We start from the raw sequence: 19,379 nt of genomic DNA, 5'->3' as shown, positions 1-19,379 counted from the left end.
ATCCCGCACATCATCAAAGATAATTAGGACATTTCCCGCTAACCAATTTTGCCAACAATAACGAATTTTTACGTCTAATTCTCCCTCATCCGGTAAAGTTAATTTGAGATGTAATTAGTCTCAGATATAGGAGGCTTTTTTTACATTATGACTAAAACTAATGTGCTTAACTAAAGTCTCCCATCAGTTAGTTTGACGAAAACTCTAACCTGACCATTTCCACAATCTAGTTCTATAAAGGGGTTTGGTTCATATTTATCCTTGTCAATTTTCACGACTTGTCCTTTCAAAAAAACAGTCTCTTTATTATTTTCTGAGTTCATCCATTTCTCAAAATCATTACAGTTATCAATATTCTTTGAAGTTTCATCTATTTTCAAAGAACGCCCATAAATCATTGTATCAGTCATAAAATATTCATCTTTTTTATATAAATCAGAAGGCTTTTTTACACCGATTAAATATTTATTTCGATTTTTCCACAATTTGTCCTCCCCGTCCATCCATTTTTCTTGATTTTTATCATATAAACCAATAGATACCCACCCAGTATAAGCGGTCTTGTATAGCTTCTGACGATTAGCTAAATCCTTTGTTTCTTGCCATTGTATACAAAATTGAGTCAATGCTGCAGCAAGAGCGAAAATTACTAAAACATACCCTTTGAGTGTCAACTTTCCATTTTCCCATGTATCATTACCTATTGCTGCAAAAAATGCTGAAAAAAATGCTAGTAGAATAGCTATAAATTTTATTAAAAAAGTAAGTTCAAACATAATTCACCATCACCATCAATTTAAGTTAAAGTTATAGCGTTTCTCCGAATAGATAAGGTACGTTCTTGCGGATGAAATCACTTAATGGCAACGTTTGGTATATACTTCAACCTTCGCGAGAAACTCTGTATGAGAATTTTGTTTAACCTGTTCTCGAACATACAACTCTAGTTGGATCGTAACAGTTTGCTTGTCAATACTAACATCTCATTAATAAAAATTAACAATTTTATCAACGGTTTGATAGAGTTTCTCATAAGAATGAAGTACAACCAAATTCGATATCGTTTCCTGAATACTGGCTCAGTGACTACCCAAAATGAAAACTTCGTGCCTTACTATGAGGGTTAACTTTATTATCGGGTTTTTGGGGGTATAAGTTGCCAACAATTAAACAACTCTTACCCCCATCATAGAACTTGTAATTTCATTTAGGCGGGTACTTCAATTTTACCCTGTCCGGCCAATCCAAAAGCGGCATGAACCACTTGTAGGGCCCTGACTCCATCTTCCTGATTCACCACACAACTGATTTTTATATCAGAAGTAGCAATCATCAAAATATTAATTTTCTCCTTTGCTAAAGCTTCAAAAAAGCGTGCTGCTACCCCCGGTTGTCCTTCCATTCCTGAACCAACAATGCTCACTTTGGCCACATCATTATTAACCACCACTTCCTGTAAACCCAAACTTTCCGATAGTTCTAAAAGGATTTTTTGGGCGGAATTAGCATCAGCTTGGGGTAAAGTAAAAGCGATATCCCGTCGGGGAATACCATCGACAATGCGGCAGCGTTGGGATTGAATAATCATATCGACACTGACATTTTTTGCCGCTAAAACCGAGAAAATTCTCGCCGCCATCCCCGGGCGATCGGGGACGTTACGAATGGCCATTTGGGCCTGATTATTATCTAGGGCCACTCCCCTGACTGGGACTAAATTTTTAGGGATTTCGCAATGAGCAACTTTAGCAGAATACTCCACTTGAAAAGCATCACAAAGGACTTTAATTGCTTTTTCTCCGTCCGCTTCATCGATGACACAACTGACTTTTACTTCAGAAGTGGAGATCATTTCGATATTAATTGCCGCTGCGGCCAAAGTGCTAAATATTTGGGCAGCAATTCCCGGCCGGCCGATCATACCAGCGCCGGTAATGGCGATTTTAGCGGCCCCGGATTCGATGATCACTTCCGCTTCCTCTGTATTAGTGGGATGGGAACGTAAAACCGGCGCGATCGCTTCGGCCACGGATTGGGCTTTTTTTAAGGCATTTCCCATCACCGTAAAGGCGATATCGTTGCTGTCCCCCTCGTGAATCGATTGAATAATTAAATCCACGTCCACCTGTTGATGGGCAATTTCCCCGAATAAACGGGCAGCGATACCGGGACGATCCGGAACCCGTAAAAGGGCGATTTTCGCCTGATTGCCCTCAAATTCCACCGCATCCACTGCTTTTGTCAATTCCAATCCTTGCAGGGTGCGCGGTTTCGGTGCCGGGGATGTCACCCAAGTACCCGGCTCATCCGTCCAACTGGAGCGGACAACCAAGGGAACCCCGAAGTTTTTAGCGATTTCCACCGCTCGCGGGTGGAGAACTTTCGCCCCTAAACTGGCTAATTCGAGCATCTCATCGCAGGTGATTTGGTCTAAAAGACGCGCTTCGGGGACTAAACGGGGGTCAGTGGTGAGAATACCGGGTACATCGGTGTAAATTTCGCAAAAATCGGCTTTTAAGGCGGCCGCTAGGGCCACGGCCGAGGTATCGGACCCACCGCGCCCTAGGGTGGTAATCTCTAGTTGATCACTATCGCTAACACCTTGAAAACCGGCGACCACAACTACTTTACCCTCCGATAGATGTCGGGAGAGGCGATCGGTTTTAATTTCTAAAATACGGGCCCGACTATGTTCGGATTCCGTGACAATTCCCACTTGAGCGCCGGTTAGGGAGATGGCCGGTTGTCCGATTTCCTCTAGGGCCATACTCATCAAGGCGATTGTCACCTGTTCCCCCGTGGATAATAACATATCCATCTCCCGGCGCGAGGGTTCGGCGGCGATTTGTTTGGCTAAATTGACCAATCCATCGGTGGTTTTACCCATGGCAGAAACGACCACCACCACGGTGTTTCCTGCTATTACCGTATTTTTGACCCGTTGAGCGACCGATTGAATGCGTTCCACGGAACCTACCGATGTACCACCGTATTTTTGGACAATTACAGCCATAGTTGTCAGCGCTAGAGACTTTCTATCTTTGTTCAATCTCCAACTTATCAAAATTCCTAACGATAAGTGGTTTTGGTTAACATTCCTTATGTTTTATCAAATGCCGACTATCTGAATTAATCTTTAAGACTGCAGCGGAGAAGGGAGCGCCGGAGCTAGGTTGAGGCAGTCCGAGCATTTGTACTAAAATTTCAATAGGCAGTTTAAATACAGTACATTTATGCTATTAATAATATTTTGGCTCTCTTAGGTTTGGTGGGTATTATGAAAGATATTTTAATGTTAGATACAGTAATAATTATCAATTCTGATACTCCCTTAATCTTAGGACTGATTCATGGTAGGGTTAATTCATGAATTAACCCTACCCTTGATAAGGGGGTAAATCTGACAATTTTTAACACCTACCTACTTAATCCTTTATCGATTTTACTCGGTTTTTGGGTTGCGTGTGTTTCCCCTCGGAGTTTAATTTAAATCTTTAAGGGCGGCAAATAAATAATTAGCTAAAGTTACTCCATCTACTCCTAATTCTGTCCTTTCTTTAGCTGCTAAAATGCCAGCTTGAGCGTGTAAATAAGCCGCTAATGCGGTTGTTTCTGGGGGATTATCCGGCATTTGGGTTAAGAATCCGCCGATTAATCCCGTTAAGACATCGCCACTACCACCTCGCGCTAGAGCGGAGCTACTTTCGGGGATTATATAGATTTTACCGCCCGGGGAGGCGATTATAGTTCTGGCTCCTTTTAATAAGACAATTGCACCACTTTGTTGAGATGCTTTTTGAGTGATATTAATCCTATCTTGAGAATCTGATAAGTTAGGAAATAAGCGTTTAAATTCTCCCCAATGAGGCGTTAAAATTGTCTTATTCTGGCGAGATGATAATTTTTTTATACCCAATTGAGCCAAAATATTTAAAGCATCGGCATCGAGTATAATCGGCTTATCACTGTCTAAAACCTGTTCGATAATAGCAGGATTTTCTGTGGTTAATCCAGGACCACAGGCGAGGACATGATAATTATTTAATTCTAGGGGAAGTTCGGCAATAGCTCCCGTGGCAGTTTCGGGACAATCGATAATTAATGCTTCTGGTAAATGACTAATTAATAAAGATTTAAGGGCAGCAGGAACGGCAATCGAAAGCATTCCCACACCACTACCTCGCGCTCCTAATCCGGCGAGAATTGCCCCCCCCGCATAACGACGAGAACCACAGATAATTAATAAATGTCCCTGCTGATATTTATGGGTAAGGAGAGGACGGGGTAAGGGTAAATAAGGGCGAATTAGATCGGGATTAACCCTCATAATTGGCGGTGAATCTTGTAAAATTGTTTCTAGGTCAAGGGGACTAATTCCGATATCAATTAACTCCACTTTACCCAGATAGGGTAGGGCCAAATCCTGGAAAAAAGCGCGCTTCCAGAGTCCCAAACAAAAGGTATGAGTGGCTTTAATTGCCGTGCCTAAAACCTCTCCGGTGTCGGTGTGAATTCCCGAAGCAATATCGATACTAATTACCGGTTTTTGCCAACTATTAATTTTATCGACTAATTCGGCAATATCTGCCGATAAAGTCCTTTCTAAACCAAAACCGAAAAGACCATCGATAATTAACTGACAATCCTCCAAAGATTCTAAAGTTTTCTGAAAAATTAAGCCTAAATGCTTGACATAATTAGCCTGTTGTGCTGTTAAATCCTTGAGTTTGGCGATCGGACAAAAAAGAGATACTTGATAACCAGCAAGATGTAATTCTCTAGCAATCACGAGAGCATCGCCGCCATTGTGACCAGGACCGACGATAACGCCAATTTTGGGGAAATTAGCCAAAGAATAGGACTTTTTAAGCTGTTGTGCCGTTAACAGGGCTGCCTTTTCCATCAAAGCGGCCACAGGCATACCGGAGGCAAAAATCGCCCCTTCGATGCGACGCATCTGCTCGCTATTAACCACGTTTAACCGATAATTGTAGCTCATTCGAGGGATAAATTGCCTATTAACAGGTGTAGATAACTTTTTTGCCGAAAAACTGCCAATTAGCCCCAATTTTCACTGGCTCAAGGCTGGTTTGGGTAATAATAGCCAGATCATTCTGTCTAGTTTTAGCTTGACGGTGATTCGCCCCTACAATAATATCATTGCGCCAATGGTAGGGGCGCACTGCGTGCGCCCACAATGTCCTCACCCCCAAACCTTCTCCGAGAAGCAGAAGTTATTCCAAGAGGGCGAATGCAATTCGCCCCTACAATAATATCATTGCGCCAATGGTAGGGGCGCACTGCGTGCGCCCACAATGTCCTCACCCCCAAACCTTCTCCGAGAGAGGAAGGGGGTAGTAATCGGAGTTTTCTTTTCACTGATTACTGGTTACTGAAAAGACTCCCCAACAGCCATCTCACTCCGGGGAAATCGCTATAGAATAGAGAGAAAAAAGAATTGCGAGGAAAAAACTCTGTCTTTTAACCCGATTGTCATTCCCCCTTCCCCGGAAAATCCCGCTCGCTATCTAGTGATCATGCTGCACGGTTGGGGTGCGGATGCCACGGATCTGGCCCCCCTTGCATCGATGCTGGATCTGGCTGATTGTCAATTTTTGTTTCCTAATGCTCCCTTCGATCATCCGCAAGTGCCGGGGGGACGCGCCTGGTATGCGTTAGAAACCTCCGATTATCAAGGTTTAGTCGCTAGTCGTCAACAGTTGCACGATTGGATTATTTCCCTGGAAGCAACCACCGGCATTCCCCTAGAGCGGACTTTTTTGACCGGTTTTTCCCAAGGGGGAGCGATGACGCTGGATGTGGGTTTATCTTTACCCTTGGCGGGATTGGGTTCCTTGAGTGGTTATCTGCACGGTGAACCCCATCCCCAAGGCCCACAAAATGTCTTAATTGTTCATGGTAAGCAGGATCCCGTCGTTCCTATCGCTGCTGCTCGTCAAGCCAGAGATTTACTGCTTGGTTTAGGGGTTAACGTCGAATATCACGAGTTAAATATGGGTCACGAAATCCCGATTCCGGCACTGACTATTTTACGCCAATTCCTCCGCAATCGTCTATAAACTGCATGAATAATGCTCGTCAGCTGGCTTTGCTGATTTTACGGGATATCGATCGCTCTTCCGCCTATCCCGATCGCGCTCTTGATCGCCATTTGTCCGCTAGTTCCTTAAATTGTCTTGACAAAGCCTTGACAACGGAGATTGTTTATGGTATAATGCGCCGACAAAGAACTTTGGATGCGCTGCTCGATCGCCTGGGGAAAAAAACCGCAGCCGAGCAACCCCCGGATTTACGGCGAATTCTCCATATTGGTCTTTATCAACTGCGTTATCTATCCCAGATTCCCCCATCGGCGGCGGTGAATACGGCGGTAGAATTAACTAAAATCAGTCATTTAGGCAAATTAGCGGCGGTGGTTAACGGAATGCTGCGGCAATATCTCCGTTTAACTGCTAATGGCGATGATCCTTTAATTTTGCCGGAAAATACCGCTTCTAGATTGGGCATTCTCCACAGTTTCCCCGATTGGTTGGTGCAATTGTGGTTAGATCGCTTTGGTGTTACGGAAACGGAACAACTGTGTCAATGGTTTAATCGCTCTCCTGACCTCGATATTCGGATTAATCCCCTGAAAACTAGCCGAGAAGCCCTAGAAAATGAGTTAGAATCAGCCAATATAACTTTTAATCATCTTAAGTTACCTCTAGCTTGCCGTTTAACCTCTGGTTTAGGCAATATTGAGCGTTTAGAGGGATTTCGAGCCGGAAATTACACCCTACAGGATATTAGCGCCCAATTAGTCACTTATCTCCTCGATCCCCAGCCCGGAGAGACAATTATCGACGCTTGTGCGGCACCGGGGGGAAAAACCACTCATATTGCCGAATTAATGGGCGATCGGGGTAGAATATTAGCCTGTGATCAAACACCATCCCGTTTACGACAGTTAGAAGCCAATATTAAAAGATTAGACTTAAAAGCGATCGAAATACATCTAGGGGATAGTCGCGATCGTCCCCAGTGGTGCGGCATCGCTGATCGTGTACTAATCGATGCTCCCTGTTCAGGATTGGGAACCCTGCACAAGCGTCCTGATATACGTTGGCGACAAACACCAGAAAATTTACCTGTACTAGCCAAACGACAGGGGGAACTTTTAGCCTCGGCTGCTACTTGGGTAAAACCGAAGGGAATCTTAGTTTATGCCACCTGTACCTTAAATCCGTTAGAAAATGAAAGAGTGATCGAGCAGTTTTTAGCCGCTCATCCCGATTGGAAAATGGTTCCTCCTGACTCTAATTCATGCTTCTCAGAATACTATACAGAAACGGGAGCGATCGAAGTGTTACCCCATCGACATAATCAAGACGGTTTTTTTATGGCTAAGTTAGTCAAGGAAGTGTGGGATGAAAAATAAACAATTACTGAAAATTCTCATCGGTGTTGCTTGGATTGATGGTGTCATTCAACCATCAGAAAGAAATTATTTACGACAGGTAGCTGTGAGGGAAAAACTTGATGATGATCCGGAGATTAAACCACTATTATCGGAACTAAAACCAGTTAAAACCGGTGAATGTTATCGATGGTTAGAGTCCTATTTAGGCGATAATCCTAGTCCAGAAACCTATCAAGATCTAATAACATCGATTAGCACTTTAATCTATAGCGATGACGACGTGGATATACAGGAAGCGAAATTATTAACCAAAGTGCAGAGTCTTGATCCGACTCACGATAGCCATCGATCTATTTTAGATAAATTAGTGACGGGAATTCAGAAATTGTACCACAAGGCAATTACTCAAAGTAATTAGGGGTTGCTGAATGAATCTAAAAACCTTGTTGGATAAGACTTTTAGGCTTTTTTGAAATCAAAAAGTGCCAGCCATTGGAGGGATCGGGGGGAAGATTTAGGCACTTTTTCCCTGAAAATTAGCTAATTGACGCCGGCGGTTCGACAAGCGGTTCGGCTGATCTCACCGTCGAAGCCTCACCGTCCACTCGACTGAGCTCGCCGAACGTCCTGAAAATGGGTAAAACCCTACACCCCCCCCTGCCCCCCCGACCCCCCCGATGTCGGGGGGCCACAACCTGCCCCCAGGAAAAACTTTTTGCCGCAAACCCTAGATAGCAGTATTGCTGGTGTATTAGGCTGCCCTAATACACCCGACGGCAATCAAACTGCGAGAAAATCTCACTTTAACTGATAGTTGATAACCGATTCCTTGATGTTACTATTCCCAAATTGGACCGGCTGCAATTATTTCTTGGGAGGCAGTGGTAAATTGACGGAAATTTTCCACGAAACGATGGGCCAATTCTCGCGCTTGTAGGTCGTAGGATTCGCCATCTTGCCATGCTTGTCGCGGGTCGAGGATTTTTTTGGGAACTCCGGGGACAATTTCGGGGACGAGAACTTGAAAGATGGGATGAGGATGGCAAACGACCTCCTCTAAATCGCCATTTAAAGCGGCGGAAACCATAGCCCGGGTGTGTTTGATCGAAATGCGATCGCCGACTCCGTAGGGACCACCGGACCAACCAGTATTAATCAGATAAACGGAGGTTTCGGGGTGTTGTTCTAAACGTTCCCCCAACATTTGGGCATAAACGAGGGGTGAGAGAGGGAAGAAACATTGACCGAAACAACTGGAAAAAGTCACCTGTGGGGCGGTGATTCCCCGTTCCGTTCCCGCTAATTTGCTAGTATAACCAGAGAGGAAATGATACATCGCCTGGTCTGTGGTTAATTTGGCAATCGGTGGCAGTACCCCAAAAGCATCGGCAGTTAAGAAGATAATCGTTTTCGGGTGGGTTCCCATGCCGGATACGGCACAATTAGGGATATAACGCAGGGGATAGGCGGCGCGGGTGTTTTCGGTCAAACGTCCATCATCGTAGTCGGGAAGGCGATTATCGGGGGACAGGATCACGTTTTCGAGAATAGTGCCAAATTGAATCGCCGCCCAGATTTGGGGTTCGTATTCGGCACTTAAACGGATGGTTTTAGCATAACAACCGCCTTCAAAGTTAAAAATGCCGTCTTCTGACCAACCGTGTTCATCATCACCGATGAGGCTGCGTTTAGGATCGGCGGAAAGGGTGGTTTTCCCCGTACCGGAGAGACCGAAAAAGAGGGCTGTATGACCGTGTTTATCGATGTTAGCGGCACCGTGCATCGGTAAAACCCCTTGTTTGGTCATCAGGTAATTCATCATCGAGAAGACGGATTTTTTGATTTCGCCAGCGTAGCGAGTGCCACCGATGAGAACGATTTTTTTGGCCAGGTTGAGGACGATAAAGGCTTCGCTGTTCAGTCCGTCATCCTCGGGATCTCCCTGTAACCCCGGCAGGGCAATCACGGTAAAATCAGTTTCATGGGCAGCTAGTTCGATCGCACTAGGCCGGAGGAATAACTGATGAGCAAAGAGATTATGATAGGCGATTTCGGTGACGACGCGCACGCCAAAGCGACAATTAGGATCGGATCCGACGTAACCATCGAAGATATATAGGTCTTTTCCCTGCACATAGGCGAGGACTTTTCGGTATAACTGCTGGAATTTTTCCTCGCTAATCGGGGCATTATGCTGATTCCAGTCGATTTCCTTTTCGCTATTGGCTTCTTTGACAATGAATTTATCTTTGGGGGAACGACCGGTATATTTACCCGTTTCCACCACTAAAGCCCCATTATCGGCTAAAACGCCCTCATGACGTTCGATCGCCTGTTCGACTAATTGCGGTACGGAAAGATTGCGATAAACGCGACCGAGATTTTTCATGCCTAGGTTTTCGAGGCCGTAGGTGGGATGAAATTGATTTTCTAATTCGTAGTAGAAATTGACGTTCTCCACGCGATCGGGCAAGGGACAAGAGATACTATCATTGGTCAGCGTGTGTAGAGTCGGCATAATCCCAATTCTCCTGATAATTTAGTTGTCGGTTTAGAGTTAAGTTCTAGGTCTCTGATTAGGGCAGTTATAGAAACTAGAAAAACTCCGTTCTCGGTCTTTTTTCACTCCCAGACACCTAAGAAGCTATATTGATTAGTTGATCTGACGATATTTGCCTGATTAATCTGGTCTTTTGCTGTCGGTAAAGCCAATCTTAGAGCGGTAATTCAGGATTATTTGCCTATTTACCCGTCATCTCCCAGTCAGGGTTTTTACCTTCTCCCTCTTGCCGATCTAACTGCTTTTTCTAGATATTTTTAGTCTAGCTGTACAATAGGATACAGACGATGTTTTTTTACAAAAATTAACAGCTAAACAAAATTGGTCAGCTAATCTAGCAGTTAAGTGGGTGGGTGGAATTAAATATAAGATGAACGTAGGTTGGGTTGAAGTATGAAACCCAACGACCGCATGGGTTACGCTACCGCTAACCCATCCTACAAATAATTGTGCCTCCCTACTTAAGCTGCCCGCGAATTTAAATTGCTTGTTGAGATGAGGCACTCTTGCAACAGTAAAGGGATTTGAGGAGATTTAGCCAATCTTAAGGATAGGCGGTTAAAATGCGTCTTAGCCTATCTTAATGGTGGGGGAGGAAGTCTCTGGTTTTTGGGAAAGTCAGAACAATAGCTGGTTGTCTAGAGATGATGACAATGATCCTAAACGTGGTCAAATCGATTTCGCCGCTAATAAAAAAAAGTCGATTGACACAGGGCAAATTAGCGGCCAAAATTGACTCTATTAGCCGTTGGCAAGCTCTAGAATTGATTGTGTAACAGGTTAATTAAGTCTAGCTCGATCTCGAAAAAAAACAACTAATAATGATCATCGCAGGAGAAAGAAGCGGAGTCGGTAAAACTACGATTACTCTGGCAATCTTGGCCTATTTAATCAGTCGTGGCGATCGAGTGCAATCTTTTAAAGTCGGGCCCGATTATATCGATCCCATGTTCCATAGTCATTTTACCGGTCGCCCCTGTCGCAATCTCGATCCGGTTTTAACTTCTGAAGACTATGTAAAAACCTGTTTTGCCCAACATTGTCAAAATGTCGATTATGCTCTGATTGAAGGGGTAATGGGGCTATTTGATGGTATTCAATTAAGCGATACTCAATTTCCCGACTATGCCAGTACCGCCCATATTGCCCGTATTTTAGGGCTTCCTCTGCTGTTAGTTATCGATTGTAGTCGTTTATCTACCTCTGTCGCCGCTATTGTCCGCGGTTATCAATCTTTAGACAAAAATCTTCATCTAGCCGGAGTTATCCTCAATCGGGTTGGCAGCGATCGCCACCTGCAATTACTGCAAACCGCCCTAGAATCCATCAATATGCCGATTGTCGGGGTTTTGCGTCGTCAAGATTCCCTGACAATTCCCGATCGCCATCTAGGATTAGTTCCCAGGGATGAACTAGGAGAAATCAGGCAACTGCAAGATCAACTGGCTTCTATTGCCCAAAACTGCTTTAATTGGGACATTCTCTTGCCTTTACTCACTATTTCTCCCCAAGAGAACCCGAAAAATCCCCCAGGAGCAAATAAGCTTTTTCCCCCTATCCGTATCGGTATTGCCAGAGATAAGGCTTTTAACTTTTATTATCCCGATAATCTCGATATTTTAGCCAATTTAGGCGCGGAATTAATCTTTTGGAGTCCCTTGCAAGGGGCAAATTTGCCCGAAAACCTGCAAGGGTTGTACTTTGGTGGCGGTTTTCCCGAAATCTTTGCCCCGGAATTAGCGGCTAACACCCCTATCTTAACTCAGGTGAGAAAAGCGATCGCCTCTGGAATGCCCACCTACGCCGAATGTGGGGGATTAATGTATTTATGTGACAAAATAGTTGATTTTGAGCAAAAAAACCATTCTATGTTGCAAATAATCCCCCAATCTGCTATAATGTCCCCGAAATTAACCCTAGGTTATCGGCAAGCCATCGCCAAACAGGAGACGATCCTGCTCAAAGCAGGTCAACCAGTGCGCGGCCATGAATTCCATCGCTCCCAATTAAGCGGGGTGAGCGACGCACCGATTTATCAACTGCAAGCATTCCCCAAAAGTGCTATCAATGCCGAAGGGTGGCAAGGTAAGAATCTGCACGCTTCCTATCTCCACCTACATTTTGGGGGCCAACTAAGCCTGCCGAAAAAATTTTTAGCTGCCGGCCTTGATTTTTTCCGCACAGCTGCGTTAAGCTAATTGCAGATAAATTTGATAATCAATCCGTTAAGGGATACAGGAGGTGATGTCGATGGTAGAAAGTAGTAAAAGCATGGGTCTCCTAATCGACAACAGCCGGCTGTGCGCCGGGGCTGTTCTCTAGACCCCACGTCTAAACAAGATTTAGACTAGCTGGAGTTCCTTCCGGCAGTCTGGTGTCGATTCCGATGACCCGCTACACCGCCCTTACCGAGCAATTGGTAAGGGCGGATAGTTTTTGGGGGTTTCCCGTCAACTTTTGTCCTCAGGGAGCCTTTCTTGACTTTAACTCTACGGGCGCAAACTAACCCAGCGCCGCTTCTGGTTTGGGGACACCATTTTAACGCCTGTCACCGAGATAATATCATTGGCCAAATTCTCTGCCATCATGGGAATGAGTTGATTTATATTATTCTCATAAGCTTTTATCCAGAATTTAGCTAGTTTCTCTCTAGCCTCCTCATTGACATAGATAGTTTTACCTGGCGTAATCAATACCATTGCCACATCACCGGAGTTTTCCGTGACGGCAAAGACAAACTGATCACGGTCGGACTTGAGACCTTCGTACCAGTAGTCTATGTGTTCTTCTAATTCGTATTCATAGAGAGCGCGTTCCATCTTGCCATCTTCTAGCAAGGCTTTACGCAGTGTATTGGCTATCTTTTTTTGTTTCATGGTTTTGTCTCTGTTTTTATCGGCGTTAAGTTTTGCCCATTAGACATCACTCCATATTAAGAGTGCCACTACAGAAATCATCAATTAACCTGACGACAACTCAGTTCAGTCGTCGTTATCAAAATTACAGAACCTTGCCCGACTCGTCTAAATGAGGCTGTTATTTGAGCTTAAGTCTTCTCTCTGTAAGGATTTTAACCTACTTTAGTTTTTGTTTAAGTGCCGTTAGGAGCGACAGAGTGGCCACTTTGTCAACTGGTCAAGGCAAAAAAATGAGATCGCATCTTTCCCTAAGTAATTAAGTTGTGTATAATGGCAGAAGAATAGCAAGGCTATATGCGGCATCAAACTGTGTAGTCAACCTATAAGGTGTGAGGAAAAAACCATCATGTTAAAAATGTTCTGGAAATCATTGCTGGTTAGCCCAGCGATTTTAGGGGCTACCCTGGTAGCTTCCGCTAATGCTAGTAGCTTCGACCCCGTCAAATCTACCAGTGTTTCTACCGAATTTAACAATCTAGAAATCGCCCAAGTTCAGGACAACAGTGCAGGAACTGGCGAATTACTCAATCAGATCGAGCGCTACGGTAACGAAGGTCAAGTTGCACCCGTACAGGGCAACACCATCGATCAAGTCACCAGCGTTAACCAACTGCGGGATGTTTCCCCCACCGCTTGGGCTTTCGAGGCTTTAAGAAGTTTAGTTGAACGCTATGGTTGTATTGTTGGTTATCCCGATCGCACCTTCCGCGGCGACCGAGCTTTAACCCGTTGGGAATTTGCGGCTGGTTTAAACGCTTGCTTAAACGTCATGGAACGTTTAATTCAAGATGGTGTGAACGTCCTCAAGGAAGACTTAGATGCCCTCAAGCGCTTGATGGATGAGTTCCAGGCCGAATTAGCGGCCTTGGGAGCTAGAGTTGATAACTTAGAAAGCCGGGTGTCTTTCCTCGAAAATAACCAATTCTCCACCACCACCAAATTAGCTGGGGAAGTTATCTTCGCTGTCACCGATACGGTCGGTGCCGGTAGCCCCGCCTCCCAGGCCGCCATGCAATACCGCGCTCGTTTGCTGTTAAACACGAGCTTCACCGGTCAGGACGTACTGAAAACTCGTTTAGCGGCGGGTAGTGCCACTCCCTTCGGATTTGATTACAAATCGACCACCACACTACAAAATGGTGATCCCGCTTCCGTCAGATTCGATAATCTGCAAAGCCCTTCCCTATTCCAAACTTGGACCGCGGCCGGTAACGGTAGCAATGTGGTTCTCGACTGGTTGGCCTACTATACCCCGATTGACTTAGGTTATTTTGGTCGCTTCAATACCTATGTTGCTGCTTGGGGCGGTATTTGGAATGACTTCGTTCCCACCACTAATCCCTTCTTTGAAGACTTCGACGGTGGTAATGGTGCGCTATCTACCTTCGCTTCCGAAAACCCCATATATCGTATCGGTGGTGGTTCTGGGGCCGGTGTTAGCCTACAGTTAGGCTTCCTCCAAAGCATTGTCGGTCCGACCTCCCTATCCTTGGGTTACTTAGCCGGTGGTGGTGGCTCTAGTTCTGCGGCCAATCCTAACCCGGGTAATGGTCTCTTTAACGGAGATTACGCCGCTTTAGCACAGATTAACGCTAACCTCTTTAACTTCCTCAACGTCGGCTTCACCTACGTTAACGCTTACCAAGGTGCCGATACCGCCATCTTCGGTAACGGTGGTTCCTTCGGTGTAACGGGTACTTCCGCCGCTAACCTTTCCCAAACTCAGTTAAATACCCTGCTCAACGTCAACGGCAACGATCCTGATAGCGTCACCCTACAGGATGAAGTCGGTTTCTTCAACTTCGGAGCCAAAGTATCCAATAGCTACGGTTTAACCGGTGCAGTGGATATTGGTTTCGCCAGCTTGAGTGCCTTCGGTTCCTACTCCACCGTGCGTTTACTCGGTCTCGGTGATGCGGAAGTGTGGACCTACGGTGCTGGTATTGCCTTCCCCGACTTGGGTAAAGAAGGAAATATCTTAGGTCTGTTTGCTGGTGCGCAGCCCTACATCGGTCACTTAAGCTTCCGGGAAATGGGTCTAAAAGTATCTAACATCGTTCCCTACCACGTTGAATTGTTCTACAAGTACCAAGTCACCGACAATATTTCTATCACCCCCGGTGTCATCTGGATTTCTGCACCTGAACAGTTCAAAGGCACTGGTAACGAGTGGATTGGCACTCTCCGCGGAACCTTTACCTTCTAGGATTTCCTAAATTAAACCCGAAACCCCACCCATGGTGGGGTTTTGTTTTAGACAAATAAACGCTGATATTCTATCTGGATACAAGCATCCATAATCACATTTAAACCCGCCTCGATCGCCTTTTTTTCGGCAACTGGGTGATAAATTTTCAATTGTGTCCAAAGAGTAGCAGCCCGAATAGCAATAGCTGACTCGACAATTTCAGGTAAATAATCAGGATGACGAAAAACGTTAACAATATCCACAGGTTCGGGGATAGCCTCTAGAGAAGGATAGCAGCTTTGACCGTCAATTTGCTTGACCATCGGATTGACAGGATAGACTCGATAACCCACCGCTTGCAGGAATTTGGCTACCTGATAGCTGGCGCGACTCGATTTCTCAGAATGCCCGACCACTGCGATAATTTTACTATTGCTGAAGATGGTTTTGAGCGCACCATCGTCTCCTTTAATATTCGGCATTGTCCCACCTATCTTAGAACAGAGTTTCGCTTTCCATAAAGATGAAGTGTAACCTAATTTGGTATCGACTTTTGACTCCAGCTTTAGCCACTCTGGAGAACTGGCAGCGATGTTTAACTTTTTTACCAGAAAAACAGTTATTACCAATCCCAATCAATCCCTCGGTATCTGTAGGAAAATTTACCCGATGGTTCCCCCTAAATTCTCTGACTTTAGTTACCTTAAAACCTGATGAATTATCTTAGTATTATCATTCCGACTCTCAATGAGGAGTTAAGAATTGCAGCAACGTTAAAACAGATAGGTGAAGGAGTAGAAATTATTGTTGTCGATGGGGGAAGTACCGATAAAACTAGAGAAATAGCCGAACAATTGGGAGCGAAGGTAATTATTTCTTCTAGTAAAGGTCGTGCCTTTCAGATGAATTTAGGAGCCAAAATAGCCAAAGGAGATATTTTGTTATTTCTGCACGGAGATACTTTACTTCCCCAGGAATTTCAAGAACAAATTATCAATACTTTATCCCAATCTGGAATAGTAGCGGGGGCTTTTGAATTAAAAATTGATGGAGAAGAAAAATCCCTGCGTTTAGTGGAAAAATTAGTTAATTGGCGTTCTCGCTGGTTTTCTCTTCCCTACGGAGATCAAGGAATATTTTTAAAAGCCTCAATATTGGCAGATTTGGGCGGTTTTCCTGAGTTGCCAATTATGGAAGATTTTGAATTAATACAAAGATTGAAAAAAACGGGTAAGATAGCCATAGTTTCTACTGCGGTGATTACCTCGGCAAGACGTTGGCAAAAATTAGGAGTTGGCAAAACTACCTTAGTTAATCAATTAATAATTATTGGTTATTATCTAAAAATCCCCCCGCATTTGTTGAAAAGTTTTTATCGTTTATGGTAATAAAATAAAGGCTGGTTTAAAAAGTATTTTAGGTTATTGTGCAATGTAGGGGCGCAACCTGGTCAGTGAGTTTATCGAACTGCTTGCGCCCATAATGTGACATTGTGAACATTTTTCAGCCAATATCCAAGAGAGGCAAAGACAATTATACAATCGAAGAAACCATACCATAGAAGAGGTTTCCATGGGCAAAACATTAACAAAAATCATCAAAAGTGCGGGGGGGGTAAGCATTACTTATTGGTAGCAGGCAATACCAGTCTTTTGAAAAATACAATTATATAATCGAAGGAAACTTACCAAGAAAGAGTTTTTCATGGACAAAACATTAACAAAAGTAATCAAAAATGTGGGGGGGGGGGTAAGCATTACTTATTGGTAGCGGGGGCAACTCTAGCCATCCTAACCCCTTTCCAAGCCGCCCAAGCTGTAATTATCGATTTTCAAAGCTTAGAACAAAATAACTCAGTCCCTAATAATGTCGGTTTTACCTATACCGAAGCCGGTTTTACCCTAGATAACCTGTCTACTCCTTTTCCTTTTTTCTTTTTTGGCACTCAGGAATTTCGTTACCCTGGTTCTACCGCCTTATTAAATGGTACGGTTGGTGGAATCACCAGATTAACCCAAAATGGCGGAGGCTTATTTGACTTAAATTCTATTCAACTAACTAGCCTCAATGGTAATGATAGTGTGACTGTCAATTTTACAGGAACAAAAGCCGATTCTAGTACCGTTAGCCAAGCTTTTACTACCGATGCAATTCTTAGTACCCTAGAAACTTTTACCTTTAATTCTAGCTTCACTAATTTAGTATCTGTTCAATGGATTCAGGCATTCCCGTTTCATCAGTTTGATAACATCAATGTCACACCAGTTCCCGAACCTTCGGCAATTTTAGGATTATTAGGTTTAGGACTTTTGGGCATCGGTTCTCAATTCAAACAAAAACGATAAATTGACAAGTGTGGGGATGGGATTTTTTCCTTCCCCACTTGAGGAAAAACGCACTCTAGAAACCTTCCAAATTTAACTCTTAATTTTAGGTAAACAAATTTTTTTAAATTCCCCGGCAATTACTCAAAAAATTTGACATCTTATAGCGGACAGGTAAAAATTAAAACTTTTGTCTGCCAAGGCCCCGATCGATAGGATAATTAATAATCGGAACATCTGCTCTGAGAATATGTCTCTTGATCGCCGTCAATTTCTTTATCTTTTAGGTGCTACCCTTGGCACAGCCACTCTTGCCGGTTTTAACTCTGCCGCTTTTGCCGCTACCGGTCCCTATAGTCTTATTGCCCTACCCTATAGCTATGATGCCCTAGAACCTTATATTGATAAGGAAACGATGCAATTTCATCACGATAAACACCATGCAGCCTACGTTAATAATCTCAACACGGCAGTGGCAAAATATCCAGAATTGCAGAAAAAAACAGTAGTAGAATTAATTAAAAATCTTGACTCTTTACCCGCCGATATTCGCACCACTATCCGCAATAATGGCGGCGGCGATCTTAATCATAGGATGTTTTGGCAGATTATGTCCCCCGATGGTGGTGGCGAAGCAAAAGGAGAAATAGGGGCGGCAATAATCGCTAAATTTGGCAGTTTCGAGGAATTTAAAAACGCTTTCAACCAAGCAGGTACTAAACTTTTTGGTAGTGGTTGGACATGGTTGGTTTTAAATAAGTCAGGACAACTGGAAATTATCAGCACTGCTAACCAAGATAGCCCCCTAATGATGGGATTACAGCCAATTATGGGCAATGATGTCTGGGAACACGCCTATTACTTAAAATATCGTAATCAACGGGCTGAGTATTTAAAACAGTGGTGGAATGTGGTTAACTGGGAGGAGGTAAATCGCCGCTATCTTCAGGCAAAAGCTTAACCATGTCAACTTTTACGGTAACAGTTCCCGCTACCACTGCTAATATTGGGCCCGGCTTCGATTGTCTCGGAGCGGCCTTAACCCTATATAATCAGTTTACTTTTACCCTGCTGCCGGCAACGACAGCTAACCCTGTCAGCATTAGTGTCAAGGGAACTGAATCAGCTAAAGTTAGCCAAGGTGCTGATAATTTAATCTATACTTCTTTTTTGCAAGTTTATCAAAAAATAGGACAGAATCCGCCCCCTATCGCCATCGAGATCGGTTTAGGGGTTCCCCTGGCTAGAGGTTTAGGTAGTTCTGCCACGGCTATTATCGGTGGGTTATTGGCTGCCAATCAATGCGCGGGAAATCCTTTATCTATGGGGGAAATCGAAGCATTAGCGATCGCATTGGAGGGCCATCCGGATAATGTGGTGCCGGCTTTGCGGGGCAACTGTCAGCTATCGGCAGGAGATAGCACAAATTGGGCTATTTGTCAAGTATTTTGGCAAAAAAATCTCATTCCCGTCCTAGGGATTCCCGATTTTGAACTGGCTACGGAAAAAGCTCGGGCGGTTTTACCGGAAAAAATTAGCCGTCAGGAGGCGATTTTCAATATTTCCCGCTTGGGTTTATTATTGCGGGGATTGGAGACGGGTAACGGCGATTGGCTGAGAATTGCCCTAGAGGATAAACTGCATCAACCCTATCGCCAATCTTTGATCCCGGGTTACGAAAAGGTGAAAAAAGCCGCCATTAATGCCGGTGCTTACGGGATGGTAATTAGTGGCGCAGGTCCGAGCCTATTGGCTTTAACTAACCCCGACAATGCCCAAAAAACAGCCACAGAGATGACAAATGCTTGGCAGCAAGTGGGGATTAACTCCAGTGCCAAAATTTTGGCTTTAGATACCCTAGGGGCGCGGGTAAACTGTTAAGAGTCCAATTTACCGGTTATACAGATTTCAAAAAAACAGGATTTGACTCTCAATATGTTGACTATATAGACCACAGGATGTACACTAT

At 44.2% G+C, this 19,379-nt stretch carries 17 protein-coding genes and 1 pseudogene; 10 read left to right on the top strand and 8 right to left on the bottom strand.

The genetic code is table 11. From position 1 onward, the window contains the following. The 5 genes and pseudogenes from H6F92_RS27080 to H6F92_RS16775 form a co-directional block, all read right to left on the bottom strand. Nucleotides 1–114 (bottom strand): annotated as a pseudogene (locus H6F92_RS27080) (NB-ARC domain-containing protein); the annotation flags it as partial. A gap of 56 nt (nt 115–170) precedes the next feature. Then, nucleotides 171–776, bottom strand: coding sequence for a hypothetical protein (locus tag H6F92_RS16790; RefSeq protein WP_190358789.1), 606 nt, complete (start codon nt 774–776; stop codon nt 171–173). 431 nt (nt 777–1,207) lie between these two features. Then, entirely contained in the window at nt 1,208–3,013 is a 1,806-nt protein-coding gene (locus tag H6F92_RS16785; protein ID WP_190358788.1) for an aspartate kinase, read from the bottom strand. Nucleotides 3,014–3,481: 468 nt separating this feature from the next. Continuing rightward, entirely contained in the window at nt 3,482–4,999 is a 1,518-nt protein-coding gene (locus tag H6F92_RS16780; protein ID WP_190358787.1) for an NAD(P)H-hydrate dehydratase, read from the bottom strand. A gap of 19 nt (nt 5,000–5,018) precedes the next feature. Continuing rightward, nucleotides 5,019–5,207, bottom strand: coding sequence for a hypothetical protein (locus H6F92_RS16775; RefSeq protein ID WP_190358786.1), 189 nt, complete (start codon nt 5,205–5,207; stop codon nt 5,019–5,021). Between the two features lie 330 nt (nt 5,208–5,537). Between H6F92_RS16775 and H6F92_RS16770 the strand changes: the two genes are divergently transcribed. Genes H6F92_RS16770 through H6F92_RS16760 form a run of 3 tightly spaced genes read left to right on the top strand, consistent with a single transcriptional unit; the run spans nt 5,538 to nt 7,838 of the window. Then, nucleotides 5,538–6,080 (top strand): alpha/beta hydrolase, encoded by a 543-nt coding sequence (locus H6F92_RS16770; protein WP_242030169.1) that lies wholly within the window; start codon nt 5,538–5,540, stop codon nt 6,078–6,080. A 5-nt stretch (nt 6,081–6,085) separates the two neighbouring features. Continuing rightward, on the top strand, nt 6,086–7,438 hold the full coding sequence (locus H6F92_RS16765; RefSeq protein ID WP_190358785.1) for a 16S rRNA (cytosine(967)-C(5))-methyltransferase: 1,353 nt from the start codon (nt 6,086–6,088) through the stop codon (nt 7,436–7,438). Further along, nucleotides 7,428–7,838: a tellurite resistance TerB family protein gene (locus H6F92_RS16760; protein WP_190358784.1), complete on the top strand. Its 411-nt coding sequence runs from the start codon at nt 7,428–7,430 to the stop codon at nt 7,836–7,838. The genes H6F92_RS16765 and H6F92_RS16760 overlap by 11 nt, the downstream gene beginning before the upstream one ends. A gap of 420 nt (nt 7,839–8,258) precedes the next feature. Here the strand turns inward: H6F92_RS16760 and pckA are convergent, their stop codons facing one another. After that, a complete protein-coding gene (pckA, locus tag H6F92_RS16755; protein WP_190358783.1) occupies nt 8,259–9,938 on the bottom strand; it encodes a phosphoenolpyruvate carboxykinase (ATP) in 1,680 nt (559 codons plus the stop codon). Nucleotides 9,939–10,633: 695 nt separating this feature from the next. Here pckA and H6F92_RS26580 point away from each other — a divergent pair. Both H6F92_RS26580 and H6F92_RS16750 read left to right on the top strand, forming a co-directional pair. Next, entirely contained in the window at nt 10,634–10,756 is a 123-nt protein-coding gene (locus H6F92_RS26580) for a hypothetical protein (RefSeq protein ID WP_277882324.1), read from the top strand. A 45-nt stretch (nt 10,757–10,801) separates the two neighbouring features. Then, nucleotides 10,802–12,178 carry a cobyrinic acid a,c-diamide synthase CobB gene (locus H6F92_RS16750; RefSeq protein WP_190358782.1) on the top strand — a complete coding sequence of 459 codons (1,377 nt, stop codon included), beginning with the start codon at nt 10,802–10,804 and terminating at the stop codon, nt 12,176–12,178. A gap of 291 nt (nt 12,179–12,469) precedes the next feature. On the opposite strand, the gene H6F92_RS16745 is transcribed toward H6F92_RS16750, so the two are convergent. After that, nucleotides 12,470–12,856 (bottom strand): hypothetical protein, encoded by a 387-nt coding sequence (locus tag H6F92_RS16745; RefSeq protein WP_190358781.1) that lies wholly within the window; start codon nt 12,854–12,856, stop codon nt 12,470–12,472. A gap of 388 nt (nt 12,857–13,244) precedes the next feature. On the opposite strand from H6F92_RS16745, the gene H6F92_RS16740 reads away from it, so the two are divergent. Then, nucleotides 13,245–15,104 (top strand): iron uptake porin, encoded by a 1,860-nt coding sequence (locus H6F92_RS16740; protein WP_190358780.1) that lies wholly within the window; start codon nt 13,245–13,247, stop codon nt 15,102–15,104. A gap of 47 nt (nt 15,105–15,151) precedes the next feature. Here the strand turns inward: H6F92_RS16740 and H6F92_RS16735 are convergent, their stop codons facing one another. Beyond that, entirely contained in the window at nt 15,152–15,568 is a 417-nt protein-coding gene (locus H6F92_RS16735; RefSeq protein ID WP_110578160.1) for a CoA-binding protein, read from the bottom strand. Nucleotides 15,569–15,799: 231 nt separating this feature from the next. Between H6F92_RS16735 and H6F92_RS16730 the strand changes: the two genes are divergently transcribed. From H6F92_RS16730 to thrB, 4 genes are all read left to right on the top strand, one after another. Next, nucleotides 15,800–16,474, top strand: coding sequence for a TIGR04283 family arsenosugar biosynthesis glycosyltransferase (locus tag H6F92_RS16730; protein WP_190358779.1), 675 nt, complete (start codon nt 15,800–15,802; stop codon nt 16,472–16,474). A gap of 375 nt (nt 16,475–16,849) precedes the next feature. Beyond that, nucleotides 16,850–17,431, top strand: coding sequence for a PEP-CTERM sorting domain-containing protein (locus H6F92_RS16725; RefSeq protein WP_190358778.1), 582 nt, complete (start codon nt 16,850–16,852; stop codon nt 17,429–17,431). Nucleotides 17,432–17,660: 229 nt separating this feature from the next. After that, nucleotides 17,661–18,371: a superoxide dismutase gene (locus H6F92_RS16720; RefSeq protein ID WP_190358777.1), complete on the top strand. Its 711-nt coding sequence runs from the start codon at nt 17,661–17,663 to the stop codon at nt 18,369–18,371. A gap of 2 nt (nt 18,372–18,373) precedes the next feature. Beyond that, a complete protein-coding gene (gene thrB / locus H6F92_RS16715; RefSeq protein WP_190358776.1) occupies nt 18,374–19,291 on the top strand; it encodes a homoserine kinase in 918 nt (305 codons plus the stop codon). The last annotated feature ends 88 nt before the right edge of the window (nt 19,292–19,379 follow it).

The organism is Microcystis wesenbergii FACHB-1317 (assembly GCF_014696875.1).
Lineage (GTDB): Bacteria > Cyanobacteriota > Cyanobacteriia > Cyanobacteriales > Microcystaceae > Microcystis > Microcystis wesenbergii_A.
This window is presented reverse-complemented; position numbering and strand designations above follow the sequence as displayed.

What these genes read in the sequence shown, in the direction of transcription:
- H6F92_RS16790 (WP_190358789.1), bottom strand. Translation starts at nt 776, where the DNA reads ATGTTTGAACTTACTTTTTTAATAAAATTTATAGCTATTCTACTAGCA.
- H6F92_RS16785 (WP_190358788.1), bottom strand. Translation starts at nt 3,013, where the DNA reads ATGGCTGTAATTGTCCAAAAATACGGTGGTACATCGGTAGGTTCCGTG.
- H6F92_RS16780 (WP_190358787.1), bottom strand. Translation starts at nt 4,999, where the DNA reads ATGAGCTACAATTATCGGTTAAACGTGGTTAATAGCGAGCAGATGCGT.
- H6F92_RS16770 (WP_242030169.1), top strand. Translation starts at nt 5,538, where the DNA reads ATGCTGCACGGTTGGGGTGCGGATGCCACGGATCTGGCCCCCCTTGCA.
- H6F92_RS16765 (WP_190358785.1), top strand. Translation starts at nt 6,086, where the DNA reads ATGAATAATGCTCGTCAGCTGGCTTTGCTGATTTTACGGGATATCGAT.
- H6F92_RS16760 (WP_190358784.1), top strand. Translation starts at nt 7,428, where the DNA reads ATGAAAAATAAACAATTACTGAAAATTCTCATCGGTGTTGCTTGGATT.
- pckA (WP_190358783.1), bottom strand. Translation starts at nt 9,938, where the DNA reads ATGCCGACTCTACACACGCTGACCAATGATAGTATCTCTTGTCCCTTG.
- H6F92_RS26580 (WP_277882324.1), top strand. Translation starts at nt 10,634, where the DNA reads ATGATCCTAAACGTGGTCAAATCGATTTCGCCGCTAATAAAAAAAAGT.
- H6F92_RS16750 (WP_190358782.1), top strand. Translation starts at nt 10,802, where the DNA reads ATGATCATCGCAGGAGAAAGAAGCGGAGTCGGTAAAACTACGATTACT.
- H6F92_RS16745 (WP_190358781.1), bottom strand. Translation starts at nt 12,856, where the DNA reads ATGAAACAAAAAAAGATAGCCAATACACTGCGTAAAGCCTTGCTAGAA.
- H6F92_RS16740 (WP_190358780.1), top strand. Translation starts at nt 13,245, where the DNA reads ATGTTAAAAATGTTCTGGAAATCATTGCTGGTTAGCCCAGCGATTTTA.
- H6F92_RS16735 (WP_110578160.1), bottom strand. Translation starts at nt 15,568, where the DNA reads ATGCCGAATATTAAAGGAGACGATGGTGCGCTCAAAACCATCTTCAGC.
- H6F92_RS16730 (WP_190358779.1), top strand. Translation starts at nt 15,800, where the DNA reads ATGAATTATCTTAGTATTATCATTCCGACTCTCAATGAGGAGTTAAGA.
- H6F92_RS16720 (WP_190358777.1), top strand. Translation starts at nt 17,661, where the DNA reads ATGTCTCTTGATCGCCGTCAATTTCTTTATCTTTTAGGTGCTACCCTT.
- thrB (WP_190358776.1), top strand. Translation starts at nt 18,374, where the DNA reads ATGTCAACTTTTACGGTAACAGTTCCCGCTACCACTGCTAATATTGGG.